The sequence below is a fragment of the Streptomyces sp. NPDC012769 genome (genome assembly GCF_042901205.1).
Classification (GTDB): Bacteria; Actinomycetota; Actinomycetes; order Streptomycetales; family Streptomycetaceae; genus Streptomyces.
The window spans coordinates 320,710-345,068 of the sequence record NZ_JBIBCP010000007.1 but is presented as its reverse complement, the minus strand read 5'-3'; the positions used below and the strand labels follow the sequence as shown (position 1 = coordinate 345,068).

Genomic DNA, 24,359 nt, shown 5'->3' with positions numbered 1-24,359 from the left:
GCCGATGAACACGGTGCAGGGCGCTGGAGTGGTCGTCACGGGCGCGGGGGGCGGCATCGGCGCCGCACTCGCCCGCCGGTTCGCCGCGGAAGGGGCGCGGGTCGTCGTCAACGACCTCGACCCCGCCCGCACCAAGGCCGTCGCCGACGAGATCGGCGGTCTCGCCGTCCCCGGCGACGCCTCCGCCGTCATCGAGGAGGCCCGCGACGCCCTCGACGGCACCGGCGCCACCCTCGACATCTGGTGCGCCAACGCCGGACTCGCCTCGCCCGGCGACGCCTTCGCCGACGAGGACGTCTGGGCCGCCGCCTGGGACGTCAACGTGATGGCCCACGTCCGCGCCGCCCGCGCCCTCCTGCCCGACTGGCTGGAGCGCGGCACCGGCCGCTTCGTCTCCACCGTCTCCGCCGCCGGACTGCTCACCATGGTCGGCGCCGCCCCGTACAGCGTCTCCAAGCACGGCGCGTACGCCTTCGCCGAGTGGCTCTCGCTCACCTACCGCCACCGCGGCCTCAGGGTCCACGCCATCTGCCCGCAGGGCGTGCGCACGGACATGCTGACCGCCGCCGGATCGGCCGGCGAACTCGTCCTCGCCCCCACCGCCATCGAGCCGGAGGACGTCGCCGACGCCCTCTTCGACGCCATCGACGCCGACCGCTTCCTCGTGCTGCCGCACCCCGAGGTCGCCGGCTACTACCGCACCCGGGCGACCGACCCCGAGCGGTGGCTCGGCACCATGAACCACATCCAGCAGAAGTGGGAAGGAGCGGGCGCATGAGCGCGGACACCGGCTCCGACGGCGCGGACAACGGCTCCGGGGACGTGGACGACGGCGGCTCCGGGATCACGAACGGAGGCCGCGACGGCTCCCCGGGGTCGATCTACGCCGCCAGGCCCTGGCTCGGGCGGCTCAGCGAGGGCCAGCGGGCCCCGATCGACCCGCCGCCCACCCTGCTCCACGCCTTCCGGGCCGCCGCCGACCGCACCCCCGACCACCCCGCCCTCGCCTACTTCGACCACCGCGTCCCGTACCGCGAGGCCGACGCCCTGTCCGACTCCGTCGCCGGACACCTCGCCGCCCGCGGCGTCGAGCGCGGCGACCGGGTCGCGATCATGCTCCAGAACAGCCCGCACTTCGTCCTCGCCCTGCTCGGCGCGTGGAAGGCCGGCGCCACCGTCGTCCCGCTCAACCCCATGTACAAGTCCGCCGAGGTCGGCCACGCCCTGCGCGACTCGGGCGCCCGCGCCGTGATCTGCTCCGACCGCGCCTGGGACGGCCACGTCCGCGCCGCCGCCGCCGAGGCCGGCGTGCACGTCTCCCTCACCGCGGACGAGCGCCAGCTGCAGACCCGCGACGACGCCCGCGTCCTCGCCTTCGACCCCGTCCCCACCGACACCGACGACCTCCTCGCCGTCGCCCGCGCGGGCCACCCGGCCCCCGAAGGCCGTGACCTCGGCCCCGACGACATCGCCCTGATCAGCTACACCTCCGGCACCAGCGGCACCCCCAAGGGCGCCCTCAACCTCCACCGGGGCATCGTCCACAACGCCGAACGCCAGCGCACCGGCCACCCCGTCCCGCCCGGCGCCGTCTACTTCGTGCTCGCCCCGCTCTTCCACATCACCGGCCTCGTCTGCGAGCTCGGCGCCTGCTTCGCCAACGGCGGCACCCTCGCCCTCGCCTACCGCTTCGAGCCCGGCGTCGTCCTCGACGCCTTCCTCGAACACCGCCCCGCCTACACCGTCGGCCCCTCCACCGCCTTCATGGCGCTCGCCGCCCACCCCGCCGCCACCCCCGACCACTTCTCCTCCTTCCTGGTCGTCTCCTCGGGCGGCGCCCCCGTCCCGCCCGCCCTCGTCGAGCGGTTCCGCGCCGGCTTCGGCCCCTACCTCCACAACGGCTACGGCCTCACCGAGTGCACCGCCCCCTGCGCCTCCGTGCCCCCGCAGCACGAGGCGCCCGTCGACCCCGTCACCGGCACCCTGTCCGTCGGCGTGCCCGGCCCCGACACCCTCGTCCGGATCCTCGACGAGAACGGCGCCGAGGTCCCCTTCGGCGAACAGGGCGAGATCGCCGTCCGCGGGCCCCAGGTCGTCCCCGGCTACTGGCGGCTGCCCGAGGCCACCGCCGCCGCCTTCCCCGACGGCGAGCTGCGCACCGGCGACATCGGGTTCATGGACGAGGACGGCTGGCTCTACGTCGTCGACCGCAAGAAGGACATGATCAACGCCTCCGGCTTCAAGGTCTGGCCGCGCGAGGTCGAGGACGTCCTCCACACCCACCCGGCCGTCCGCGAGGCCGCCGTCGTCGGTGTCCCCGACGCCTACCGCGGCGAGACCGTCAAGGCGTACGTCAGCCTCCGCCCGGGCGCCTCCGTGGCGCCCGAAGAGCTCTCCGCCCACTGCGCGCGGCGGCTCGCCGCGTACAAGTACCCGCGCGAGGTCGAGATCCTGCCGGAGCTGCCCAAGACGACTAGTGGGAAGATCCTCAGGCGGGACCTGCGGTCCCGGAAGTGAGCACCAGCATGAACGAAAGGCGGCGCAGCATGGCCAGGACGACGGACGGGGACGGCGCACCCGTCCCCCAGAGGCTCCTCGCCGCCGCCACCCGGCTCTTCGCCGAGCAGGGCTACGACCGGACCTCCGTACAGGAGATCGTCGAGGCGGCCGGCGTCACCAAGGGCGCCCTCTACCACTACTTCGGCTCCAAGGAGGACCTGCTCCAAGAGGTCTACTCCCGCGTCCTGCGCCTCCAGCAGGAGCGGCTCGACGCCTTCGCCGACGCGGACGCGCCGGTCGCCGAGCGACTGCGGGACGCCGCCGCCGACGTCGTCGTCACCACCATCGAGAACCTCGACGACGCGGCGATCTTCTTCCGCTCGATGCACCACTTGAGCCCCGAGAAGAACAAGCAGGTCCGGGCCGAGCGGCGGCGCTACCACGAGCGGTTCCGCGCCCTGATCGAGGAGGGCCAGCAGTCCGGCGTGTTCTCCGCCGCGACCCCCGCCGACCTGGTCGTCGACTACCACTTCGGCTCCGTCCACCACCTGTCGACCTGGTACCGCCCCGACGGCCCGCTCACCCCGCAGCAGGTCGCCGACCACCTCGCCGACCTGCTGCTGCGGGCCCTGCGGCCGTAACGCCGGGCCCCGGGGCCGCCTACAGGTACTTCTTCAGCTCCCGGCGCGCCAACGAGCGCTGGTGCACCTCGTCGGGTCCGTCCGCGAGCATCAGGGTGCGCGCCCCGGCCCACAGCTCGGCGAGCGGGAAGTCCTGCGAGACCCCGCCGGCGCCGTGCACCTGGACGGCCTTGTCGATGATGTCGACGACGGCCCGCGGGGTGGCGATCTTGATCGCCTGGATCTCGGTGTGGGCGCCCCGGTTGCCGACGGTGTCCATCAGCCAGGCCGTCTTCAGGACGAGCAGCCGCAGCTGTTCGATGGTGACCCGGGCGTCCGCGATCCAGTTCTGTACGACGCCCTGCTGGGCGAGGGCCTTGCCGAAGGCGGTACGGGAGACCGCGCGCCGGCACATCAGCTCGACGGCCCGCTCGGCCATGCCGATCAGCCGCATGCAGTGGTGGATGCGGCCCGGTCCGAGGCGGGCCTGGGCGATGGCGAAGCCGCCGCCCTCCTCGCCGATCAGGTTCGCGGCCGGGACGCGGACGCCGTCGAAGACCACCTCGGCGTGGCCGCCGTGGGAGTGGTCCTCGTAGCCGTACACTTGCATCGCGCGCCGCACCTCGACGCCGGGGGTGTCGCGGGGCACGAGGATCATCGACTGCTGGCGCCGGATGTCGGCGCCGTCGGGGTCGGTCTTGCCCATGACGATGAAGATCTTGCAGTCGGGGTTCATCGCCCCGGAGATGTACCACTTGCGCCCGTCGACGACGTACGAGTCGGTGTCGTCGGAGGCTCGCCGGATCCGGGTCTCGATGTTGGTCGCGTCGGAGGAGGCCACCTCGGGCTCGGTCATCGCGAAGGCCGAGCGGATCTCGCCCGCGAGCAGCGGCTGCAGCCACTGCTTCTTCTGCGCCTCGTCGCCGAACTGGGCGAGCACCTCCATGTTCCCGGTGTCGGGGGCGGCGCAGTTGAGGGCGGTGGGCGCGAGCTGGGGGCTGCGGCCGGTGATCTCGGCGAGCGGCGCGTACTGGAGGTTGGTGAGCCCGGCCCCGTACTCCTCGTCGGGCAGGAAGAGGTTCCACAACCCCTGGCGCCTGGCCTCGGCCTTCAGCTCCTCGACGACCGCCGGGGTGTCCCACGGCGAGGCGAGCCGGGCGCGCTGCTCGTGGGCGACGGCCTCGGCCGGGTACACGTGCTCGTCCATGAAGGCGAGGAGTTTCGCCCGGAGTTCCTCGGTGCGGGCGTCGAACGCGAAGTCCATGGCGGTTCAGCCTTCCTGGAGGGTGGTGAGGCCGTGCTCGATGAAGACGGGGACGAGTTCGCCGATGCGGTCGAAGCCGGCGCCGACGGTCTGGCCCAGGGTGTAGCGGTAGTGGATGCCCTCCAGGATCACGGCGAGCTTGAACCACGCGAACGCCGTGTACCAGGACAGGGCGCCGGTGTCGCGGCCGGAGCGGGCGGCGTAGCGCTCGGTCAGCTCGGCGGCGGAGGGGTGACCGGCGGCCGAGGCGGTGGTGGAGACCGGCGAGTCCGGCAGGCCGAGCGGTGTGCTGTACATGATCAGCAGGCCGAGGTCGGTGAGCGGGTCGCCGAGGGTGGACATCTCCCAGTCGAGGACGGCCCTGATCCGGTCGTCCGAGCCGATGAGGACGTTGTCGAGGCGGTAGTCGCCGTGGATCACGGTGGGTGCGGGGGAGGCCGGCAGGCTGCGGCCGAGGGCCGCGTGCAGCTCGTCGATGCCCGGCAGTTCACGGCCCCGGGAGGCGGCGAGCTGCTTGCCCCAGCGGCGCAGCTGCCGGTCGAGGAAGCCCTCGGGCCGCCCGAAGTCCCCGAGCGCGACGGCGGCCGGGTCGACGGCGTGCAGATCGACGAGGGTGTCGACCAGGCCGAGGACCGCCCGGCGCGTGCGGTCGGCGCCCAGCGGGGCGAGCTCGGCGGCGGAGCGGTACGGGGTGCCGTCGACGAACTCCATGACGTAGAAGGGCGCGCCGAGCACCGACTCGTCCTCGCACAGCACGACCGTCTCCGGCACCGGCACGGCGGTGGGGTGCAGGGCGCTGATGACCCGGTGCTCGCGCCTCATGTCGTGGGCGGTGGCGAGGACATGGCCGAGCGGAGGGCGGCGCACGACCCAGCGGCCGGTCCCGTCGCTCACGACGTACGTCAGGTTCGAGCGGCCGCCCTCGATCAGCCGGGCGTCGAGCGGGCCGGCGACGAGCCCGGGCCGCTCGCGGTCGAGGAAACGGCGCAGGCGCTCGGGGTCGAGACCGGGAGGCGGCGAACCGGCGGGCGAACCGGGCGGAGAACCGGGCGGCGGGGCGGAACTCATGAAGGCGTACCTCCGGGGTCGGTCGGCGTCGCCTCATCATGACCGACCAGTCGGTATGTCGTCCAGGGGGCCCGGGAAAGTCGACGCCCGCCTCTGGTGCCCGGTCTCGCTGGATGAATAGGGTTCACATATGGATTCAGCGCTGCGCATCGACCAGGTCCGGCTGACCCCCGTCCTCATCAAGGACCCGCCCCTCCTCAACACCCAGGGCGTGCACCAGCCCTTCACTCCGCGCTTGGTCGTGGAGGTGGTCACGGCGGGAGGCGTCACCGGTCTCGGCGAGACCTACGGCGATACGGGATACCTGGACCTGGCCCGGCCGCTGGCAGAGGCTCTGCCCGGCCACTCGGTCACGGACGTGAACCGCCTGTTCGCGCTGGCCGCCGAGGTCTGCGATCCGGCCACGGCCGGCGGAGTGGACGACCGGGTCGACGCCGGCGGCCTGCGCGGAGCCCAGACCGCCGAAAAGCTCCGCCTCTCCGTCGTCTCCGCCGTCGAGACCGCCTGCCTGGACGCCCTCGGCAAGACCCTCGGGCTGCCCGTCCACGCCCTGCTCGGCGGCAGGGTCCGCGACGAGGTCGAGTACAGCGCGTACCTCTTCTACCGATGGGCCGCCCACCCCGGCGCCGCGGCCGACCCCGCCGACCCCTGGGGCGAGGCGCTCGACCCGGCCGGCATCGTCGAGCAGGCCCGCCGCTTCGACCGCGCCCACGGCTTCCGCTCGTTCAAGCTCAAGGGCGGCGTCTTCGAGCCCGAGCGGGAGATCGCCGCGATCCGCGCCCTGGCGAAGGAGTTCCCGGGCCGCCCGCTGCGCCTGGACCCCAACGGCGCCTGGTCCGTCGACACCTCCCTCGCCGTCGCCCGCGAACTCGGCGACGTCCTCGAATACCTGGAGGACCCGGCCACCGGTACGGAGGCGATGGCACGGGTCGCCGCCGGTACGGAGGTGCCGCTCGCCACCAACATGTGCGTGACGACCTTCGAGGAGGCGCCGGAGGCCTTCGCGCGGGGCGCGGTACGGATCGTGCTCTGCGACCACCACTACTGGGGCGGGCTGCACCGCACCCGCGAACTCGCCGCGCTCTGCCGCACCCACGGCATCGGGCTCTCCATGCACTCCAACACCCACCTGGGCATCAGCCTCGCCGCCATGACCCAGGTCGCCGCGACCCTGCCGCGGCTCGACCACGCCTGCGACACCCACTATCCGTGGCAGTCCGAGGACGTCGTCACCACCGCCCCGGAGTTCCGCTCCGGCCGCCTCGCCGTCTCCGACGCACCCGGCCTCGGCATCACCCTCGACCGCGACCGGCTCGCCGACCTGCACCGCCGGTGGGCAGAGGACGACGGCCGGATGCGCGACCGCGACGACGCGGCGGCGATGCGGGAGGCGGACCCGGCGTGGACGCCGGCGAGGTGGTAGCGGCGCACGCGGGGCTCGGAGCGGGATCGGTGCTTGAGGGTGGTGCTACGCGTGACAGGCCACCGGGACCCCGCCGTTCATCGCGGCCATGTCCCCGAACACCGCTGCCGGGTCCAGCGGATGGCCCTCCGGCAGGCCGTCCAGCTCCGCGTACGCCCGGTGCAGGTTGGCGACCAGGCGCTCGCTCTCCCGCCACGCGGCGAACTCGCCCAGCTCCGCCTGGCGCGCGGTCTCCAGAGGCGTCGCGCCCTTGGCGTGGCCCTCGGCCGCCAGCTCCCGCACCCAGCGCAGATAGCGCTCGGTCGCGTCGTACGCGGAGGGGTCGGTGACCGGGCCGTGCCCGGGGACCACCGTGGGCGCATCGAGCGACCGCAGCAGGTCGAGCGCGCGCAGCGAGCCGGCCAGCGAGCCCATCGGCAGGAACGGCGTGCCGCCGTGGAAGACCAGGTCGCCGGTGAACACCACGCCCTGCGCCGGGAGATGGACGATCGAGTCGCCCGTGGTGTGCGCGGGACCCGGGTGGATCACCCGCACCTCGGTCTCACCGACGTACAGCGTCAGCCGGTCCCGGTAGGTGAGGTGCGGCGGCAGGATCTCCACCCGGCCGAAGTCGGTCCGCGGCCACAGCAGATGGAGCTGGTGCCCGGCGGCCAGCTGTTCGGCCCGGCAGTTCTCGTGCCCGACGATCCGGGCCTCCGGCAGGAACACCCCGTTGCCGTAGGTGTGGTCGCCGTGGTGGTGCGTGGAGACGATGGTGCGGGGCGGCGCGAGCCCCGCGTCGAGCACGGCCTCGCGCAGCAACCGGGCCCGGCGTTCGGTGGCGGCGGTGTCGACGAGCAGCGTCTCGCCGCTGACGCCGTCGCCGTCGCCGTCACCGCCCGCGCCCACGAACCCGGCGTTGTTCAGGCACCAGCCACCGTCCGGCTGGACGAAGGCATGGACGTTCGGCGCGAGCGCGACCACATACGGATCGGTGGCGGGCACAGGTGATCCCCCGGATGAGAGGCCGACGTGACAGGGGAAGCGTGCCAGTCGGCCGCCGCCCGGGGGAAGTTCACCGCCCCGTCGGTGGTCGCCTCGTCAGAGCTCGCCCCTTCAGTGGTCGTCCCAGTGGTTGCCGTGCGCCGCGTGCCGGTGCCCGTCGTGCGCGTAGTCGACGTGGTCGCCGTGCACGACGCCGAGGTGTCCGCAGCCGGGCCCGTGCGTGTGGTCGGGGTGGGTGTGCGCCACGTGGGAGCTGGGCTCGCACTCGTCCCAGTGTCCGGCGTGCTCGCGGTGCAGGTGCCCGTCGTGGGCGTAGTCGACATGGTCCCGGTGCGGAACGGCGGCGTGGCCGCACGACGGGCCGTGGGAGTGCGCGTGGGAGGCCGGGTGCTCGTGGTGCGGAAGGGTCATGACATCACCTCTGTGAGGGGAGGGTGACCGTTCCAGGCTAGCCCGGAATGTTCGTTTCTTCAGAGTGTGGGGCGCGGATGCCGAGGGGCGGCGCTCAGAGCACGACCGCGACCGCGAAGCCCGCGAACGCCACCGTGCACACCGCCGCGAGCAGCGCGCCCCGGTGCGACAGCGGCAGCGGCCGGGCCGTCGCGCCCAGCGACTGGATGCGGCGGTGCCCGACCGCCAGGAACCCGACCCAGACCAGGGCCGACAGGCCCGCCGCCACGAGTCCGGTGGCCGTCACCCCGTCGTGGATGGCCTGTTTGCCGGCGAGGACCGCCACCACCGTGCACGACAGCGTCGTCCGCCGCCAGGCGAGCCGGGTCCGCTCGGGCTGGAGCCCCGGGTCCCGGTCCGCAGCCCCGGCACCGGGCCGCGCTCCGTACGATCCCGCCCCGGACCCGGACTCCGCCCCGGACCCGGACTCCGCCCCGGACCCGGTCCCGCTCACCGCCCGGTCCAGCCGAAGACCACGACCACCACCATCGCGAGCGCGACCACCGCCACCGCCAGGCTCAGCACGGTCGGGAAGCGCGAGACGGGCAGGTCCTCCCCCCGGCGCATGGCCCGCTCGCAGCGCACCCAGTGGTTCACCGCGCGCAGCGCGCACAGCACACCGGCCGCGAGCAGTGCGAGCGCCAGGCCGACCCGCACGCCCCAGCGCAGGTCCGGCAGGAACTGGTCCACGGCGAAACCGCCACCGATCAGCGCGAGCGCGGTCCTGATCCACGCGAGGAAGGTCCGCTCGTTGGCCAGGGAGAACCGGTAGTCGGGGGTCTCGCCCTCCTCCCGGAGGCGCCGCGGCGCGAACCACAGCCGCAGGCTCTGTACGAAGTCGCTCACGCCGGAACCCTATCCGCCGGGCCGACGCCCGCCCCCGATCCGTCCCGGACGCCGTCCCCCGATGTCCCGGATACCCCGCCGCTCGGCCCGGCCTCCGCTCAGCCCGGCGAGCCGCTCGGCCCGGCCGTCGCTCGGTCCGACCGCCGCGCGCGCAGCCGTTCGTACGCGGCGAGGCCGTCCGGCACCCACTCCCACTCGTCGAGCCGGGCCGCGAGCTCCTCCTCCGGCAGGAAGGCGTGCCAGGCCACCTCCTCCACCTGCGGGTCCACCGGCAGGTCGCACCGCACCTCGTACACGGCCGACCACCACTTGCCGGCGACGCCCCCGGAGTCGTACAGGAACTTCAGCAGCGGCACCGGCCTCGGCAGACCGGAGACGCCGAGCTCCTCCTCGGCCTCGCGCAGCGCGGCGTCGTCGTAGGACTCGCCCGCGCCGACGACCCCGCCGACGAACATGTCGTACAGGGAGGGGTAGACCAGCTTCGTGGGGGTCCTGCGGTGGACGAAGACCCTGCCCTGCGCGTCCCGGACCTGGATGAAGGCGCAGCGGTGGATCAGGCCCCGCGCGTACACCTCACCGCGCGGGAGCTGTCCGGTCACCCGGTCGTCCTCGTCGACGACGTCGATCAGTTCGTCAGCGGCGCTCATGCCGCCATCCAAGCAGGTCCCCCGTCCCGGCAGGTCCCCCGTCCCGGCGAATCTCCCTGCCCCGCAGGTCTCCCGGCGTGCTCACTGCCCCATGACGTACTTCACCGTCGGGCCGGTGGTCCAGCCGCCGTCCACCGCCAGCTCCGCACCCGTCACGTACGAGGCGGCGTCCGAGAGCAGGAAGACGACCGCGCCCGCGATCTCGTGCGCCTCTCCGACCCGGCCCATCGGCGTGTTGGGGTACCTGCCCTCGCCCTTCTCGATGCCGACGGAGGCGGTCATCGGCGTGTACGTCATGCCCGGGTGGACCGAGTTGACGCGAATCCGGGAGGCGCCGAGCTCCACCGCGCCGATCTTCGTCAGCCCCCGCACGCCCCACTTGGAGGCGCCGTAGCCGGCGGTCAGCGCCAGGCCCATCAGGCCCGCGGCGGAGGAGATGTTGACGATCGAGCCGCCGCCCGCCTCCTTCAGGACGGGTATGGCGGTCTTCATGCCGATGAAGACGCCGGTCAGGTTGACGTCGAGGACCTTGCGGAAGTGCTCGACGGACTCGGTCTCCAGGAAGGCGCCGGTCGCGATGCCGGCATTGTTCACGAGACCGTGCAGGGCGCCGAACTCCTCGACCGCGTACGCGACGGCCGCGGCCCACTCCTCCTCCGAGCTCACGTCGTGGCGGAGGAAGCGGGCCCGCTCGCCCAGCTCGGCCGCGGTGGCCCTGCCCTCCTCCTCCAGGACGTCGGTGATCACGACGTTCGCGCCGGCGGCCACGGCCTGGCGGGCGGCCTCGGCGCCGAGACCGCGGGCGCCGCCGGTGATCAGGACGGTCTTGCCGGTGAGGTCGTTCATGGAGGGTCCTTTCGGGGGCCTTCTGGGAGTCAGACGCTCCGGGGCGGTGCCGCCCGGAGAAGCGCGGTGGTGGTCTCGATCAGGTCGGCGAGGAAGAGCGCCTCGCTCGTGAGGGGTTCGCTGCCGTCGAGGTACTGCCTGGCCCGGTCCGCCATCGCCGCACCCACGACCGTCAGCGCCAGGTCGATCCGCTCCAGGCGCAGCGGACCGGGCAGACCGTCGGCGGCCAGACAGGCCTCCACCCGCTCGATCAGCCGCCAGTAGCGGGTGCCGGCCAGTGTCGGGTGCGGGGTGCGGGTGCGGATCCCGCTCTCGTGGCTGAGCTGTGCCGAGATGCGCAGGCAGCGCCGCCCCCGGTCGGTGCGCAGCTCGGTCGCCTCCGCCGTGACGAGCGCGCCGATCAGGGCGTGGGTGTCGTCGGGTGCCGCGTCGAGCAGCGGGGAGAGGACCTGTTCGGTGCGGAGCTGGCGGGCGGCCATCACGGCGTCGAGCAGCCCGGTCCGGGAGCCGAAGTGGTACTGCACGGCGGAGGGATTGCCCTGTCCGGCGAGGGTCACGACGTCCCGCAGCTGGGCGCCGTCGACGCCCTGGGCGGCGAAGACCTGCTCGGCGGCGCGGATCAGTTTCTCCCGGGTGTCGGGTCCCGATGTCCTTGCCATGCGGTCATATTAATGCTCGACATTAGAAAACGGAGCGAACACGAAGACGGTTCCGCACCGCCCGACCGTTGACTCGATACACCGGTGTATCGAAGATGCGGTCCATGCCTCATGAGTCGTACGACGCCGATGTCATCGTGATCGGGGCCGGCCTCGCCGGTCTCGTCGCCACCGCCGAGCTGGTCGACGCGGGCCGGTCGGTCATCCTGCTCGACCAGGAACCCGAGCAGTCGATCGGCGGCCAGGCCCACTGGTCCTTCGGCGGACTGTTCCTCGTCGACTCGCCCGAACAGCGCCGGATGCGCATCCGCGACAGCCACGCCCTCGCCCTCCAGGACTGGCTCGGCACCGCCGGTTTCGACCGGCCCGAGGACGCCTGGCCCCGCAGGTGGGCCGAGGCCTACGTCGACTTCGCGGCCGGCGAGAAGCGCGCCTGGCTGCACGGCCTCGGGGTCCGCTTCTTCCCGGTCGTCGGCTGGGCCGAGCGCGGCGGCTACGACGCCAACGGGCACGGCAACTCCGTGCCGCGCTTCCACATCACCTGGGGCACCGGGCCCGGCCTCGTCGCCCCCTTCGAGCGCCGGGTGCGCGAGGGCGCCGCCCGCGGCCTGGTCCGCTTCCGCTTCCGCCACCGGGTGACCGGCCTCGCCCGGACCGCCGGCGCGGTCGACACCGTGACCGGCGAGGTCCTCGCCCCCTCCGACGTGCCGCGCGGCACGGCCAGCGGCCGCGAGGTCACCGGCACCTTCTCCTACCGGGCGCAGGCCGTGATCGTCACCTCCGGCGGCATCGGCGGCAACCACGACCTGGTGCGCGAGCAGTGGCCCGAACGCCTCGGCACCCCGCCCGCCCGCATGCTCTCCGGCGTCCCCGCCCACGTCGACGGCCTGATGCTCGGCATCGCCGAGGACGCCGGGGCCCACCACATCAACCGCGACCGTATGTGGCACTACACGGAGGGCATAGAGAACTGGAACCCCATATGGGCCCGCCACGGCATCCGCATCCTGCCCGGGCCGTCCTCCCTCTGGCTCGACGCGACCGGCAAGCGGCTGCCCGTACCGCTCTTCCCGGGCTTCGACACCCTCGGCACCCTCGAACACATCATGAGGACCGGCCACGACCACACCTGGTTCGTGCTCGACCAGAAGATCATCGGCAAGGAGTTCGCGCTCTCCGGCTCCGAGCAGAACCCCGACCTCACCGGCAAGTCCGTCCGCGACGTCCTCGTGCGCGCCCGCGCCGACGTCCCCGGACCGGTCAAGGCCTTCATGGACAAGGGCGCCGACTTCGTCGTCGAACACGACCTCGCCGCCCTCGTCCGCGGCATGAACCGGATCACCGGTGAGGACCTGATCGACGAGGCCGCGCTGCGCCGGGAGATCACCGCCCGCGACCGCGAGATCGCCAACCCCTTCACCAAGGACCTCCAGATCATGGCGATCCGCGGGGCCCGCCGCTACCTGGGCGACAAACTGATCCGCACGGCCGCCCCGCACCGCGTCCTCGACCCCAAGGCCGGGCCGCTGATCGCCGTCCGCCTGAACATCCTCACCCGCAAGTCCCTCGGCGGCCTGGAGACCGACCTCTCCTCCCGGGTGCTCGACGGCTCCGGCGAGCCGCTGCCGGGCGTGTACGCGGCGGGGGAGGCGGCCGGCTTCGGCGGCGGCGGCGTCCACGGCTACCGCTCCCTCGAAGGCACCTTCCTCGGCGGCTGCCTCTTCTCGGGCCGCGCGGCGGGGCGGGCGGCGGCGGAGGCGGTGGGCTGACGGCGGTGGGCTGACGGCGGGGCGGGCGGCGGGGCAAGATGGACCGGTGACAAAACGCTTGTGGTTCCTGGCCGTTGGCACCGTCCTCGCGCTGGGCGGCCTCGCGGTCTTCCTCACCCTGCGCGGCCTCGACGCGGCCGACAAGTGGAGCAGCGTGCTCAGCCTCTTCTTCACGGTGGCCGGCTTCGCGCTGGCGCTGGCCGGCATGGTCGGCCGCGGGCCCGCGCAGTCGGCGGACGGGGCCGTCGCGGGGGGAGCGCTGCGCCAGATCCGCGGGGTCAGCGGCGACGTGGTCATCACGACCGGCGGCCCGGCCGGCAACGCCCCTGCCCCCGGCCCCGCGTCGGCTCCGGCACCCGGACAGGGCGGCGGCGCGCAGTCGGCCCAGGGCGCCCGTACCGGAGGCGACCTGACACAGATCGACGGGGTCGACGGCTCGGTGCGGATCCGGCCGGAGACGCCCACGTCATGAGGGGGCTGTTCAAGCGCTGGCTGCGAGACCCCGGCACCCAGACCGCCGAGGGCGCCACCGCGGCCCGCGACATCATCATGATCAGAGACGCCGGACCCGTCTACCTGGGGGACGAACCCCCGCCGCCTCCAGCGGACTTCGACGAGGCCGTCGCCCGCTACGCCACCCGCGTGCGCCAGCGCTACGGCCGCCTCGACCTGGAGGTCCTCACTCCCCTCCGAGACCAGGACGAGCATCCTGCCGTCCCCCTGCGAGACGTCTTCGTCCCCCAGTCCGTACGAGCCGATCCTCCGCCCGTCGAGCTGCCACTGGAACTGCTGCGCAGGCTCAAGGAATCCACCGACGCCGAGCTCCATGAACTGCCGCCGGGTGTCGACCGGGAGACGGTCGAACGGGCCCGTCAGGCGTACCGGCAGCGGCCGCCGCAACCGGTCCTCGACGTCCTGACCGCTCCGGAGAACGACCACGTCGTCCTCCTCGGCAACCCCGGCTCGGGCAAGTCCACCCTGTCCCGCTACCTGGCGCTGGCCCTGACCGCCCCGGACCCCGTGCCGGGCCTGGAGCCGCTGCACGGCCGGCTGCCGTTGATCCTGGAGCTCCGCGATTACGCGCAGGCCGCCTGGCGTGAGCGGAGTTTCGAGGACTACCTCGCCCACCTGTACGAGACGGAGGGCCTCGGCCTCCCGGCCGAGCTGCTCGCCTCCGTGCTCACCGGCGAAGCGCCCCGCAAAGCCCTCGTGATCTTCGACGGTCTCGACGAACTCTTCGAGAGGGACGTCCGGGACGCGGTCACCCGACGCATCGCCGGCTTCGCGGCCCGCCACCCCGAGGCCCGTCTCCTCGTCACCTCGCGTGGCCACGGCTACCAGCGCGCGGTCCTCGACGGCGCCGGGTTCGCCGACTTCATGCTCCAGGACCTCGACCGCGAGCAGATCGGCGCCTTCGTCGGGCAGTGGTTCGCCGTCGCCTGCCCCGAGGACCCCCAGAGCACCCGCAGGCTGATCGAGCGGGTCACCTCCGCCGTCGACGGCTCCCGGTCCGTACGGGAACTCGCGGGGAACCCGCTCATCCTCACGATCCTCGCCATCATCGGCCGCCGCCGCGAACTGCCCCGCGACCGGCGCCGGGTGTACGAGCACGCCGTGGACGTCCTGGTCGAGCACTGGGATCCCAGCAAGTACCTGAAGGACCGCCGGGTCGAGGAACACCTGCCGTACCTGGCCGCCGAGGACAAGCGGGAGCTCCTGCGTCTCATCGCCCGCCGGATGCAGGAGGGCCACGGCGGGATCGCGGGCAATCACATCGCGGGCCCCGACCTCGTCAGGCACTTCCAGGACTACCTGAGGGACCGCTACGCCCTCCCTCCGGACCGCGCGGCCACCGCGGCCCGCATCATGCTCGACCAGTTCCGCCACCGGAACTTCGTCCTCAGCCGCTTCGGCGGCGAGATCTACGGATTCGTCCATCGCGCCTTCCTGGAATACCTCATAGCGACGGACCTCGCCGACCGCTTCGAGCACACCCGGGAGTTGACGGAGGAGGATCTCCAGGACGTCTTCGAGGCCAAGGTCCCCGATCCGGCGTGGCAGGAGATCCTGCTGCTGCTCGTCGGGATGCTGGACGAACGCTTCGTGGCCGGGGTGATGGACCGGCTGCTGGCACCGCGACCGATCGCCGTCCCGCTCACGGAAAAGGGCGACCGGGCCTTCACGGAAGTGGCCTTCGTCGCCCGAGCCCTCGCGGAGGTGCGCCGCCTGGGCGTACTCGCGCCGCAGAGCGAGGCACTCGTGCGGAGGATCACCTGCCTGTTCGAGCAGGTGGAGGAGTTCGGTCAGGGGTTCCTCTATCCGTACGAGAAGGCGGGCGCACTCAGCTCGGCCCTCTCGGCGCTGGGCTGGAACTGGAGCGGGTGGGACGCGTACGCGACGTGGCACGACCGGCGCCCCGTCCGTCACGATCGGAGGGTGGACCGGACCTTGTCCGTCAACGAGATCGGGCAACTGGCCGCGGACATCCTGGTCTCCCGCTTCGAGGCGGAGGGGGGCCCGCTCCTGGCGGAGACCGCGGAGACCGCGATGCGCAGTCCGCACCGGGAAGTGCGGTACCGGATGCTCATGCGGGTCGCCGGCCGACTGGACGAGCAGCCCGAGTTGCGGGAGGTATTCGAGCGCTGCCTGCGGTCGGACCCGAGCCCTGCCGTCCGGCAGGCGCTTCTGCCGTCGCTGCTACGCCGGTCTTGGGCCGATCAGGACTGGGCGGTCCGGCTCCTGGTGGAGTGCTTGACGCAGGAGGCCGACGAGCGGGTGCGGGTGGAGGTGATGCGGAGGCTGCCGATCGCCGCGGTCCGCATCCCCGAGGTGCGCGCGCTCCTGGACCAGGCGCTCGACGACCCGTCTCCCGGGATACGGAGCGCCGCCTTCGACCGCCTGGTCAGGGACTCGGACCGGGAGCAGAGCCTCGCCATGCGCCGCTCCGTCCTGCGACGCGCGGACCCCGAGCTGCGCCTGCGGGCGTTCCGCGGCGTGCAGGAGGGCCCCGGTGACGACGATCACGAACTCCGGACGCTCGCCGAGGACACGGTGCGGAACGAGGCGTCCCCCGGCGTCGTCGCCGCCGCGCTCGAGACCTTCGGACCGCGAGCCCTTGGCGTCCCCCGAGTGCGTGAGCTGGTGCTGGAGTGCTGCGCGCACGCCGACGTCAAGGTCAGGCAGGCCGCGCTGCGCTGCCTCGGTCTGACGGCGGCGCCGGACGACGCACTGGTCGCGCACGTGGCGCACCTCCTGGAACTCGATCCGGACGCCGGGGTACGGCGGACCGCCCTGTCCACGCTCGCGGCGCTCAAGGGCGACGCGGCACAGGAATTCCTCGTCGAACGCATCCGTGCGGCCTCGCACACCGAGGGTCGCCTGGACGCCGTGAGCGAACTCGCCACCTCAGGGGCGGGGATCGCTCCCGAACTGTTCGTCGAGCGCCTGCTCGCCGAGACCGATGACTCCGTCCGTACGAGCCTCGCTCATTTCCTCCTCGCCTGGGGCGGCCGCAACGCCGATCTCGCCGAGGAGGCCCGGATCGCCCTCAACCTCGTCCGTACCGACCCGAGCGCCGACGTGCGATGGGCGGCCTTCGAGCGACTGGTCGAATTCCACGACGACGTACCCGCACTGCTCGCCCTCGCCGAGGACCGCTACGCCCACGACCCCGACGACACGGTCCGCGCCTACGCCTTCGCGTTGCTGGCCGACATCCGCCGCGACGACCCCGCCATCCTCCCCGTACTCCGCCACGCGATCGCGCACGAATCGGACCCGATCGCCGCCCGCGCCACCTCCCTGCTCGCCGTACTCGCGCCGGAGGGCCGGCAGGACCCGACCTGACGTCGGTCCCGCCGGCCCTCCGGGCCCATGAACAGGCCGCACCCGCTACACCACCAGCGACAACAACAGCACGAACACGATCCCCACCACGGAGATGATCGTCTCCATCACCGACCAGGTCTTGATCGTCTGGCCCACGTTCATCCCGAAGTACTCCTTCACCAGCCAGAAACCGGCGTCGTTCACATGGCTGAAGAACAAGGACCCCGCGCCGATCGCCAGGACGAGCAGCGAGACCTCGCCCGTCGACATGCCCTCGGCGAGCGGGGCCACCAGGCCGGCCGCCGAGATGGTCGCGACCGTGGCCGAGCCGGTCGCGAGGCGGATCGCGACCGCGATCAGCCAGGCGAGCAGCAGGGCGGGGATCGACCAGTCCTCGGAGAAGTCGAGGATCATCTGCCCGACGCCGATGTCGATCAGCGTCTGCTTGAAGCCGCCGCCCGCGCCGACGATCAGGAGCACGCCCGCGATGGGGGCCAGCGACTTCTCGACGGTGGAGGACAGCCGCTCCTTGGTGAAGCCGGCCGCCCGGCCGAGGGTGAACAGGGCGACGACGACCGCGGCGAGCAGCGCGATCAGCGGTGAGCCGATGACGTCGGTGACCTTCTGCAGACCCTGCTCCGGGTCGTCGACGACGATGTCGACGAGTGCCTTCACCAGCATCAGGACGACCGGCAGCAGCACGGTCGCGACGGTCACGCCGAAGCCGGGCCGCTTCTCCAGGCTGTCGGAGTTGCGGGAGGGGATCATCTTCTCCGGGGCCGGGACGTCCACCCAGCGGGCGGCGTACCGGGAGAAGAGCGGACCGGCGATGATCACGGTCGGTATCGAGACGAGGAGCCCGAGGGCGAGGGTGACGCCCAGGTTGGCGCCGACCGCGTCGATCGCGACGAGCGGGCCCGGGTGCGGCGGGATGAGTCCGTGCATGACCGACAGGCCGGCGAGGGCCGGGATGCCGATCCGCATCAGGGAGTAGTCGCCGCGCTTGGCGACCATCAGCACCACCGGGATCAGCAGCACGATCCCGACCTCGAAGAAGAGCGGCAGACCGATCACGGAGGCGATCAGGACCATCGCCCACGGCATGGCCCGTCCGCTCGCCTTCACGAGGATCGTGTCGACGACCTGGTCGGCGCCGCCCGAGTCGGCCAGCAGCTTGCCGAGGATCGCGCCGAGCGCGATGAGCACGCCCACGCCCGCCACGGTGCTGCCGAGGCCGGTGGTGAAGGACTTGATGGTGTCGGCGAGCGGGGCGCCGGCGAACGCGCCGAGCGCCAGCGAGCCGATGGTCAGCGCGAGGAACGCGTGCAGCTTGAACCTGGTGATGAGCAGGACGATGACGGCGATGCCGGCGAGGACGGCCATGCCGAGCTGGGCGTTGCCCGCCGAGGTGATCGGTTCGGCGGCGTCCGCTGCCAGGATCTCGACGCTGAGACTGGTCACGGTGGTCCCTTGGGGGTGAGGGGGCGGGGGGCAGGGGGGAGCAGGAGGGAGGGAGGTCAGGCGCTGAGCCGGCGCAGCGCGGCGACGGCCCGGGCGGTGATCTCCGCGGGGGAGCCGGAGACGTCGACGGCGACGCCGGCCTCGTCCTCCTGCAGCGGCTGCAGGGCGGCGAACTGGGAGTCGAGGAGCGCGGTCGGCATGAAGTGGCCCTTGCGGGCGGTCATCCGACGCTCGATGAGCTCCCGGTCGCCGGTGAGATGGAGGAAGACCACGCCGGGCGCGGCCGCACGCAGCCGGTCCCGATAGCTCCGCTTCAGCGCGGAGCTGCTCACCACCCCGCCGCGCCCGGCCCGGCCGTGCGCCCAGCGGCCGATGGCGTCGAGCCAGGGCGCGCGGTCCGCGTCGTCGAGCGGGACGCCGGCCGACATCTTGGCCACGTTGGCCTCGGGGTGGAAGTCGTCGCCCTCCGCGTAGGGGACGCCGAGCGCCTCGGCGACCAGCGGACCGATCGTGGTCTTGCCGGTCCCGGCGACGCCCATCACGACGACGACCTGGGGGGTGGAGCTCATCAGGGGTGCCTCGCTGTCTTCTTCGACATCTCCGACGTCCTCGACAGGGGGCCGAGGAGGGCTCGTCGAACTCCTCGACATCCGTCCGTCGCGGATCCGTCGCGCTCATGAAACCTATTGGGTACGACGTATTCAAGAGCCTGTGGCAAATAAGTCGTACTTTTTCTTTCCGGTCGGCCGTCCTGTGTGATCACCTGCGTGATCACGCATAGGCTGGCCACCATGACGACACCGGCCCAGGGGCTCCACCCGCACGTCCTCGCCACCCTGGGTCTCGCGATCACCGCGGGGGAGTACCCGCCCGGCAGCGTGTTGCGCACCGACGAGCTCGCCGAGCGCTTCGACGTCTCCCGGACCGTGGTGCGCGAGGTCGTACGGGTCCTGGAATCCATGCACCTCGTCGAGTCCCGGCGCCGGGTCGGCGTCATCGTGCTGCCGACCGAGCGCTGGAACGTGTACGACCCCCAGGTCATCCGCTGGCGCCTGGCCGGCACCGACCGCCCCCGCCAGCTCCGCTCGCTCACCGTGCTGCGTTCCGCGATCGAACCGGTCGCCGCCGGTCTGGCCGCGCTGCACGCCACCCCCGAGCAGTGCCGCGAGCTCACCGAGGAGGCCCTCGGCATGGTCGCCACCTCGCGCGGCCGTCGCCTGGAGGAGTACCTGGTGCACGACATCGCCTTCCACCGGGTCGTCCTCAATGCCTCGGGGAACGAGATGTTCGCCCGGCTCGGAGACGTGGTCGCCGAGGTGCTCACCGGCCGCACCCGCCACCAGGTGATGTTCGAGGATCCCGACCCGGCCGCCGTCACCCTCCACGTCCAGGTCGCCGAGGCCGTACGGGCGAAGGACGCCGCCCGCGCCGAGGCGCTGACCCGCGAGATCGCCGTCGGCGCGCTCAAGGAGCTCGACGTCCTCGCCCCGTGAGCGGGGCGCTGCCTCGTAGCACGTTGTACACCCGTGCGTAACCTCTGAACTAGCTCAAATCCGGGCGATCAGTGACATCCGCCACAGTCAGCGAGCGGGTGTTGCCGTGAGGATGTCCGCTGGCCGTGCCGGGAAGCCCCACAAGGGCACGGCCGGGTACCGCACAGACCCTCCCCCTCACGAAGGCGAACAACTCCATGAGTGACCGCATCACTGCGGCCGACCCGCTGTCCGCCACGCAGGCGGCGCCCGCGGCGTCGCAGGCTTCCGCCCACGTCGACGCCGGTGACGCCGGATACCGCAAGGACCTCAAGTCCCGGCACATCAACATGATCGCCATCGGCGGCGCCATCGGCACCGGGCTCTTCCTCGGCGCCGGCGGCCGCATGGCCAACGCCGGGCCCTCCCTCTTCATCGCGTACGCGGTCTGCGGCGTCTTCGCCTTCTTCGTCGTCCGGGCCCTCGGCGAGCTCGTGCTCTACCGCCCCTCCTCCGGCGCCTTCGTCTCCTACGCCCGTGAGTTCATGGGCGAGAAGGGCGCCTACACGGCCGGCTGGCTGTACTTCCTCAACTGGTCGACCACCGCCGTCGCCGACATCACCGCCGCCGCCACCTACGCGCACTTCTGGGCGATGTTCAGCGACGTCCCGCAGTGGATCCTCGCCCTGATCGCCCTCGCGGTCGTCCTCGCCGCCAACCTCATCTCCGTGAAGTACTTCGGCGAGATGGAGTTCTGGTTCGCGATCATCAAGGTCGCCGCGCTCGTCGCCTTCATGATCGTCGGCATCTTCCTCGTCGTGACCTCCCACGACGTCGGCGGCCACACCCCGGGATTCGCCAACATCACCGAGAACGGCGGCATCTTCCCCAACGGCGTCATGCCGATGCTGCTGCTGATCCAGGGCGTCGTCTTCGCCTACGCCTCCGTCGAGCTGTGCGGTGTAGCCGCCGGCGAGACCGAGAACCCCGAGAAGATCATGCCCAAGGCGATCAACTCGATCATGTGGCGCGTCGGCCTGTTCTACGTCGGCTCGGTCATCCTGCTCGCGCTGATCCTCCCGTACACCGCGTACTCCGGCGACCAGAGCCCCTTCGTCACCGTCTTCGACAAGCTCGGCATCCCCGGCGCCGCCGGCGTGATGAACCTCGTCGTCCTCACCGCCGCCCTCTCCAGCCTCAACTCCGGCCTCTACTCCACCGGCCGCATCCTGCGCTCCATGTCGCTGGCCGGCTCCGCGCCCAAGTTCACCGGCGTCATGAACAAGGGCGGCGTCCCCTACGGCGGCATCCTGCTCACCGCGGCCTTCGGCGTCGCCGGCGTCTTCCTCAACTACGTGATGCCCGAGGACGCCTTCGAGCTGGTGCTGAACTTCGCCTCCATCGGCATCATCGGCACCTGGGCGATGATCATGGTCTGCTCGCTGCTCTTCGTGCGCCGCTCCAAGGAGGGCAAGCTCACCCGGCCCGCCTACCAGCTGCCCTGGGCCCCGTACACCCAGATCGTCACGCTGGTCTTCCTCGCCGCCGTCGTCGTCCTGATGTGGCTGGACGGCGGAGTGGGCCGCACCACGGTCAACTGCCTGCCGCTGATCGCCGCCGCCCTCGTCGGCGGATGGTTCCTGGTCCGTGGCCGGGTCCGCGCCACCCAGGACGCCCGCCAGGACTGACCCCGCCCCACCCCTCCGCTTCCCCCCACGGGAAGAGCGAGACCCCCGCAGGCACGAACCGCGGGGGTCTCGCGTTTGGTCAGGAGACAGTGGTACGCAAGATCCTTACAGAGCCTGACCGCCCAGACACCGTCGGAGAAGGGAAGCTCGCCATGCCGCAGCACGTCCAGGGGGTCGTCGCCCCCGGCCGGAACGAACCCGTACGGGTCGAGACGATCGTGATCCCCGACCCGGGGCCCGGCGAGGCGGTGGTGAAGATCCAGGCCTGCGGGGTCTGCCACACCGACCTCCACTACAAACAGGGCGGGATCAACGACGACTTCCCCTTCCTCCTCGGCCACGAGGCCGCCGGAGTCGTCGAGTCCGTCGGCGCGGGCGTCACCGACGTTGCCCCCGGCGACTTCGTGATCCTCAACTGGCGCGCCGTGTGCGGCCAGTGCCGGGCCTGCCTGCGCGGCCGCCCCTGGTACTGCTTCGCCACCCACAACGCGCGTCAGAAGATGAGCCTGACGGACGGCCGGGAGCTCGCCCCCGCCCTCGGCATCGGCGCCTTCGCCGAGAAGACCCTCGTCGCCGCCGGCCAGTGCACCAAGGTCGACCCGGCCGTCGCCCCCGAGATCGCCGGCCTCCTCGGCTGCGGCGTGATGGCCGGCATCGGCGCCGCCCTCAACACCGGCGACGTCGGCCGGGGCGACAGCGTCGCCGTCATCGGCTGCGGCGGCGTCGGCGACGCGGCGATCGTCGGCTCCCGCCTCGCCGGAGCCGCCCGGATCATCGCCGTCGACATCGACGACCGCAAGCTCGACAAGGCCCGGCAGATGGGCGCCACCCACACCGTGAACTCCCGCACCACCGACCCCGTCGAGGCCATCCGAGACCTCACCGGCGGCTTCGGCGCCGACGTGGTCATCGAGGCCGTCGGCCGCCCCGAGACGTACCAACAGGCCTTCTACGCCCGCGACCTCGCCGGCACCGTCGTCCTCGTCGGCGTGCCCACCCCCGAGATGACGCTCGAACTCCCGCTCCTCGACGTCTTCGGCCGCGGCGGCGCGCTCAAGTCCTCCTGGTACGGCGACTGCCTGCCCTCCCGCGACTTCCCGATGCTCATCGACCTGCACCAGCAGGGCCGCATCGACCTCGGTGCCTTCGTCACCGAGACCATCGGGCTCGGCGACGTCGAGAAGGCCTTCGTCCGCATGCACGAGGGCGACGTCCTGCGTTCGGTGGTGATCCTCTGATGGCCGCCCGCATCGACCACCTGGTCACCTCCGGCACCTTCAGCCTCGACGGCGGCACCTGGGACGTCGACAACAACGTCTGGCTCGTCGGCGACGACACCGAGGCGATCGTCATCGACGCCGCCCACGACGCCGGGGCCGTCCTCGCCGCCCTCGACGGCCGCACCCTGCGCGCCATCGTCTGCACCCACGCCCACGACGACCACATCGGCGCGGCCCCCGCCCTCGCCGCCGCCACCGGCGCCCGGATCCTGCTGCACCCCGCCGACCAGCCGCTGTGGAAGCTGACCCACCCCGACCACACCCCCGACGGAGACCTCGCCGACGGCCAGGTCCTCACCATCGCCGGGACCGACCTGCACGTCCTGCACACGCCCGGCCACGCCCCCGGCGCCGTCTGCCTGTACGCCCCCGACCTCGGCACCGTCTTCACCGGGGACACCCTCTTCCAGGGCGGCCCGGGCGCGACCGGCCGGTCCTACTCCGACTTCCCGACCATCATCGACTCGATCCGGACCAAGCTCCTCGCCCTGCCACCCACGACGGTCGTCCGCACCGGCCACGGCGACCCGACCACCATCGGCGCCGAGGCCCCGCACCTGGAGGAATGGCTCAAGCGGGGCCACTGAGCTCAAGCGAGGCCACTGAGCGACAGCCGGCTCTCGAACCGCCGCTCCTCGCCCGAGAACGGGTCGGTGAACCCCAGCGTCCGCGCCAGCAGCTGCAGCGGCCGCCCGAAGTCCTCCGGCCCGTCCTCCCGCACGACCGGATACACCGGATCGTGCAGGATCGGCAGCCCCAGCGCGTTCATGTGCACCCGCAGCTGATGCGTCCGCCCGGTCTCCGGCACCAGCCGGTACCGCCCGAGCCCACCCGCGTGCCCGAGCAGCTCGACCCGGCTCTCGGCGTTCGGCTCGCCCGGCACCTCCCGGGCGGCCATCACCCCGCGCTCCTTCTCGATCCGGCTGCGCACCGTCACCGGCAGCGCCACCCCGGCGTCGTACGCCGCCACCGCCTCGTACTCCTTGCGCACCCGCCGGTCCCGGAAGAGCGTCTGGTACGCCCCCCGGTCCTCCGGCCGTACGACGAACAGCACAAGCCCCGCCGTCAGCCGGTCCAGCCGGTGCGCCGGCTGCAACGCGGGCAGCCCCAGCTCCCGCCGCAACCGCGCGAGCGCCGTCTCCGTCACATGCCGGCCGCGCGGCATCGTCGCCAGGAAGTGCGGCTTGTCCGCCACCACGATCCGCTCGTCCCGGTACACCACCCCGACCTCGAACGGCACCCGCTCCTCCACCGGAAACTCCCGGTGGAACCACAGCCAGCGCCCCGCCGCGTACGGCTCGTCACCACCGACCGGCCCGTCCACCCCCACGAACAGCCCGTCCCGCAGCATCTCCTCGACCCGCCCGGCCCCGACCGCCCCGGCGTACCGGTCCCGCAGATGCTCCCCGACGGTCGCCCACACCCCACCGGGATCCTCGGGAAGCCGTACCCGCACCGCGTCGATCCCGTCCCGCTGGGGGAGGGGAGAGGCGGGAGCCTTCGTTCTGCGTCTCACCGGTCCTACCGTCATGCCCTGGGCCACCACCACCGGCGG

23 protein-coding genes are annotated in these 24,359 nt (G+C 72.4%); 11 read left to right on the top strand and 12 right to left on the bottom strand.

Features of this window, described 5'->3' with window-relative positions; genetic code table 11:
• Positions 1-4: 4 nt before the first annotated feature.
• The 3 genes from ACFY7C_RS32800 to ACFY7C_RS32790 are packed head-to-tail and all read left to right on the top strand — an operon-like array spanning position 5 to position 3,140.
• On the top strand, positions 5-778 hold the full coding sequence (locus tag ACFY7C_RS32800) for an SDR family oxidoreductase (protein WP_389657808.1): 774 nt from the start codon (positions 5-7) through the stop codon (positions 776-778).
• Positions 775-2,517: a class I adenylate-forming enzyme family protein gene (locus ACFY7C_RS32795; protein ID WP_389657805.1), complete on the top strand. Its 1,743-nt coding sequence runs from the start codon at positions 775-777 to the stop codon at positions 2,515-2,517. Before ACFY7C_RS32800 ends, ACFY7C_RS32795 begins: the two co-directional genes overlap by 4 nt.
• A 29-nt stretch (positions 2,518-2,546) precedes the next feature.
• Positions 2,547-3,140 carry a TetR/AcrR family transcriptional regulator gene (locus ACFY7C_RS32790; protein WP_389657802.1) on the top strand — a complete coding sequence of 198 codons (594 nt, stop codon included), beginning with the start codon at positions 2,547-2,549 and terminating at the stop codon, positions 3,138-3,140.
• Positions 3,141-3,159: 19 nt separating this feature from the next.
• Here ACFY7C_RS32790 and ACFY7C_RS32785 read toward each other — a convergent pair whose 3' ends face one another.
• Entirely contained in the window at positions 3,160-4,383 is a 1,224-nt protein-coding gene (locus ACFY7C_RS32785) for an acyl-CoA dehydrogenase family protein (RefSeq protein ID WP_389657799.1), read from the bottom strand.
• Between the two features lie 6 nt (positions 4,384-4,389).
• Positions 4,390-5,451 carry a phosphotransferase family protein gene (locus ACFY7C_RS32780; protein ID WP_389657796.1) on the bottom strand — a complete coding sequence of 354 codons (1,062 nt, stop codon included), beginning with the start codon at positions 5,449-5,451 and terminating at the stop codon, positions 4,390-4,392.
• A gap of 130 nt (positions 5,452-5,581) precedes the next feature.
• Here ACFY7C_RS32780 and ACFY7C_RS32775 point away from each other — a divergent pair, with 130 nt between their 5' ends.
• The gene (locus ACFY7C_RS32775) at positions 5,582-6,874 is read left to right on the top strand and encodes an enolase C-terminal domain-like protein (protein ID WP_389657793.1); all 1,293 of its coding nucleotides are present in this window, start codon (positions 5,582-5,584) and stop codon (positions 6,872-6,874) included.
• Between the two features lie 45 nt (positions 6,875-6,919).
• Here the strand turns inward: ACFY7C_RS32775 and ACFY7C_RS32770 are convergent, their stop codons facing one another.
• The 7 genes from ACFY7C_RS32770 to ACFY7C_RS32740 all read right to left on the bottom strand — a co-directional run bounded on the left by ACFY7C_RS32770 (position 6,920) and on the right by ACFY7C_RS32740 (position 11,306).
• A complete protein-coding gene (locus ACFY7C_RS32770; RefSeq protein ID WP_389657790.1) occupies positions 6,920-7,858 on the bottom strand; it encodes an MBL fold metallo-hydrolase in 939 nt (312 codons plus the stop codon).
• A gap of 111 nt (positions 7,859-7,969) precedes the next feature.
• A complete protein-coding gene (locus ACFY7C_RS32765; RefSeq protein ID WP_389657787.1) occupies positions 7,970-8,269 on the bottom strand; it encodes a hypothetical protein in 300 nt (99 codons plus the stop codon).
• A 94-nt stretch (positions 8,270-8,363) separates the two neighbouring features.
• Entirely contained in the window at positions 8,364-8,762 is a 399-nt protein-coding gene (locus ACFY7C_RS32760) for a DUF202 domain-containing protein (RefSeq protein WP_389657784.1), read from the bottom strand.
• Entirely contained in the window at positions 8,759-9,154 is a 396-nt protein-coding gene (locus tag ACFY7C_RS32755) for a YidH family protein (RefSeq protein ID WP_389657781.1), read from the bottom strand. The genes ACFY7C_RS32760 and ACFY7C_RS32755 overlap by 4 nt, the downstream gene beginning before the upstream one ends.
• Before the next feature lie 98 nt (positions 9,155-9,252).
• Positions 9,253-9,801 carry an NUDIX hydrolase gene (locus tag ACFY7C_RS32750; protein ID WP_389657778.1) on the bottom strand — a complete coding sequence of 183 codons (549 nt, stop codon included), beginning with the start codon at positions 9,799-9,801 and terminating at the stop codon, positions 9,253-9,255.
• An 81-nt stretch (positions 9,802-9,882) separates the two neighbouring features.
• Positions 9,883-10,647 (bottom strand): glucose 1-dehydrogenase, encoded by a 765-nt coding sequence (locus ACFY7C_RS32745; protein ID WP_389657775.1) that lies wholly within the window; start codon positions 10,645-10,647, stop codon positions 9,883-9,885.
• Positions 10,648-10,676: 29 nt separating this feature from the next.
• Positions 10,677-11,306: a TetR/AcrR family transcriptional regulator gene (locus ACFY7C_RS32740; protein ID WP_389657773.1), complete on the bottom strand. Its 630-nt coding sequence runs from the start codon at positions 11,304-11,306 to the stop codon at positions 10,677-10,679.
• Positions 11,307-11,410: 104 nt separating this feature from the next.
• On the opposite strand from ACFY7C_RS32740, the gene ACFY7C_RS32735 reads away from it, so the two are divergent.
• The 3 genes from ACFY7C_RS32735 to ACFY7C_RS32725 are packed head-to-tail and all read left to right on the top strand — an operon-like array spanning position 11,411 to position 16,921.
• Complete coding sequence (locus ACFY7C_RS32735) at positions 11,411-13,075, top strand: FAD-binding dehydrogenase (RefSeq protein ID WP_389657770.1); 1,665 nt, start codon at positions 11,411-11,413, stop codon at positions 13,073-13,075.
• 46 nt (positions 13,076-13,121) lie between these two features.
• Positions 13,122-13,547 (top strand): hypothetical protein, encoded by a 426-nt coding sequence (locus ACFY7C_RS32730; protein WP_389657767.1) that lies wholly within the window; start codon positions 13,122-13,124, stop codon positions 13,545-13,547.
• Positions 13,544-16,921 (top strand): HEAT repeat domain-containing protein, encoded by a 3,378-nt coding sequence (locus ACFY7C_RS32725; protein WP_389657764.1) that lies wholly within the window; start codon positions 13,544-13,546, stop codon positions 16,919-16,921. Before ACFY7C_RS32730 ends, ACFY7C_RS32725 begins: the two co-directional genes overlap by 4 nt.
• Before the next feature lie 45 nt (positions 16,922-16,966).
• Here ACFY7C_RS32725 and ACFY7C_RS32720 read toward each other — a convergent pair whose 3' ends face one another.
• The gene (locus ACFY7C_RS32720) at positions 16,967-18,364 is read right to left on the bottom strand and encodes a gluconate:H+ symporter (protein WP_389657761.1); all 1,398 of its coding nucleotides are present in this window, start codon (positions 18,362-18,364) and stop codon (positions 16,967-16,969) included.
• Positions 18,365-18,420: 56 nt separating this feature from the next.
• Positions 18,421-18,933, bottom strand: a complete 513-nt coding sequence (locus ACFY7C_RS32715; RefSeq protein ID WP_389657758.1) for a gluconokinase — start codon at positions 18,931-18,933, stop codon at positions 18,421-18,423.
• A 222-nt stretch (positions 18,934-19,155) separates the two neighbouring features.
• Between ACFY7C_RS32715 and ACFY7C_RS32710 the strand changes: the two genes are divergently transcribed.
• From ACFY7C_RS32710 to ACFY7C_RS32695, 4 genes are all read left to right on the top strand, one after another.
• Positions 19,156-19,857 carry a FadR/GntR family transcriptional regulator gene (locus ACFY7C_RS32710; protein WP_389657755.1) on the top strand — a complete coding sequence of 234 codons (702 nt, stop codon included), beginning with the start codon at positions 19,156-19,158 and terminating at the stop codon, positions 19,855-19,857.
• A 197-nt stretch (positions 19,858-20,054) separates the two neighbouring features.
• Entirely contained in the window at positions 20,055-21,524 is a 1,470-nt protein-coding gene (locus ACFY7C_RS32705; protein ID WP_389657752.1) for an amino acid permease, read from the top strand.
• Between the two features lie 152 nt (positions 21,525-21,676).
• Positions 21,677-22,762 (top strand): S-(hydroxymethyl)mycothiol dehydrogenase, encoded by a 1,086-nt coding sequence (locus ACFY7C_RS32700; RefSeq protein WP_389657749.1) that lies wholly within the window; start codon positions 21,677-21,679, stop codon positions 22,760-22,762.
• The gene (locus ACFY7C_RS32695; protein ID WP_389657746.1) at positions 22,762-23,391 is read left to right on the top strand and encodes an MBL fold metallo-hydrolase; all 630 of its coding nucleotides are present in this window, start codon (positions 22,762-22,764) and stop codon (positions 23,389-23,391) included. Before ACFY7C_RS32700 ends, ACFY7C_RS32695 begins: the two co-directional genes overlap by 1 nt.
• A gap of 2 nt (positions 23,392-23,393) precedes the next feature.
• On the opposite strand, the gene ACFY7C_RS32690 is transcribed toward ACFY7C_RS32695, so the two are convergent.
• Positions 23,394-24,320, bottom strand: a complete 927-nt coding sequence (locus ACFY7C_RS32690) for an RluA family pseudouridine synthase (protein WP_389657743.1) — start codon at positions 24,318-24,320, stop codon at positions 23,394-23,396.
• Between the last annotated feature and the right edge of the window lie 39 nt (positions 24,321-24,359).

Excerpts from the sequence above, each read along its gene's own strand:
- ACFY7C_RS32800 (WP_389657808.1), top strand. The coding sequence starts at position 5 with ATGAACACGGTGCAGGGCGCTGGAGTGGTCGTCACGGGCGCGGGGGGC.
- ACFY7C_RS32795 (WP_389657805.1), top strand. The coding sequence starts at position 775 with ATGAGCGCGGACACCGGCTCCGACGGCGCGGACAACGGCTCCGGGGAC.
- ACFY7C_RS32790 (WP_389657802.1), top strand. The coding sequence starts at position 2,547 with ATGGCCAGGACGACGGACGGGGACGGCGCACCCGTCCCCCAGAGGCTC.
- ACFY7C_RS32785 (WP_389657799.1), bottom strand. The coding sequence starts at position 4,383 with ATGGACTTCGCGTTCGACGCCCGCACCGAGGAACTCCGGGCGAAACTC.
- ACFY7C_RS32780 (WP_389657796.1), bottom strand. The coding sequence starts at position 5,451 with ATGAGTTCCGCCCCGCCGCCCGGTTCTCCGCCCGGTTCGCCCGCCGGT.
- ACFY7C_RS32775 (WP_389657793.1), top strand. The coding sequence starts at position 5,582 with ATGGATTCAGCGCTGCGCATCGACCAGGTCCGGCTGACCCCCGTCCTC.
- ACFY7C_RS32765 (WP_389657787.1), bottom strand. The coding sequence starts at position 8,269 with ATGACCCTTCCGCACCACGAGCACCCGGCCTCCCACGCGCACTCCCAC.
- ACFY7C_RS32750 (WP_389657778.1), bottom strand. The coding sequence starts at position 9,801 with ATGAGCGCCGCTGACGAACTGATCGACGTCGTCGACGAGGACGACCGG.
- ACFY7C_RS32745 (WP_389657775.1), bottom strand. The coding sequence starts at position 10,647 with ATGAACGACCTCACCGGCAAGACCGTCCTGATCACCGGCGGCGCCCGC.
- ACFY7C_RS32740 (WP_389657773.1), bottom strand. The coding sequence starts at position 11,306 with ATGGCAAGGACATCGGGACCCGACACCCGGGAGAAACTGATCCGCGCC.
- ACFY7C_RS32735 (WP_389657770.1), top strand. The coding sequence starts at position 11,411 with ATGCCTCATGAGTCGTACGACGCCGATGTCATCGTGATCGGGGCCGGC.
- ACFY7C_RS32725 (WP_389657764.1), top strand. The coding sequence starts at position 13,544 with ATGAGGGGGCTGTTCAAGCGCTGGCTGCGAGACCCCGGCACCCAGACC.
- ACFY7C_RS32715 (WP_389657758.1), bottom strand. The coding sequence starts at position 18,933 with ATGAGCTCCACCCCCCAGGTCGTCGTCGTGATGGGCGTCGCCGGGACC.
- ACFY7C_RS32710 (WP_389657755.1), top strand. The coding sequence starts at position 19,156 with ATGACGACACCGGCCCAGGGGCTCCACCCGCACGTCCTCGCCACCCTG.
- ACFY7C_RS32705 (WP_389657752.1), top strand. The coding sequence starts at position 20,055 with ATGAGTGACCGCATCACTGCGGCCGACCCGCTGTCCGCCACGCAGGCG.
- ACFY7C_RS32700 (WP_389657749.1), top strand. The coding sequence starts at position 21,677 with ATGCCGCAGCACGTCCAGGGGGTCGTCGCCCCCGGCCGGAACGAACCC.
- ACFY7C_RS32695 (WP_389657746.1), top strand. The coding sequence starts at position 22,762 with ATGGCCGCCCGCATCGACCACCTGGTCACCTCCGGCACCTTCAGCCTC.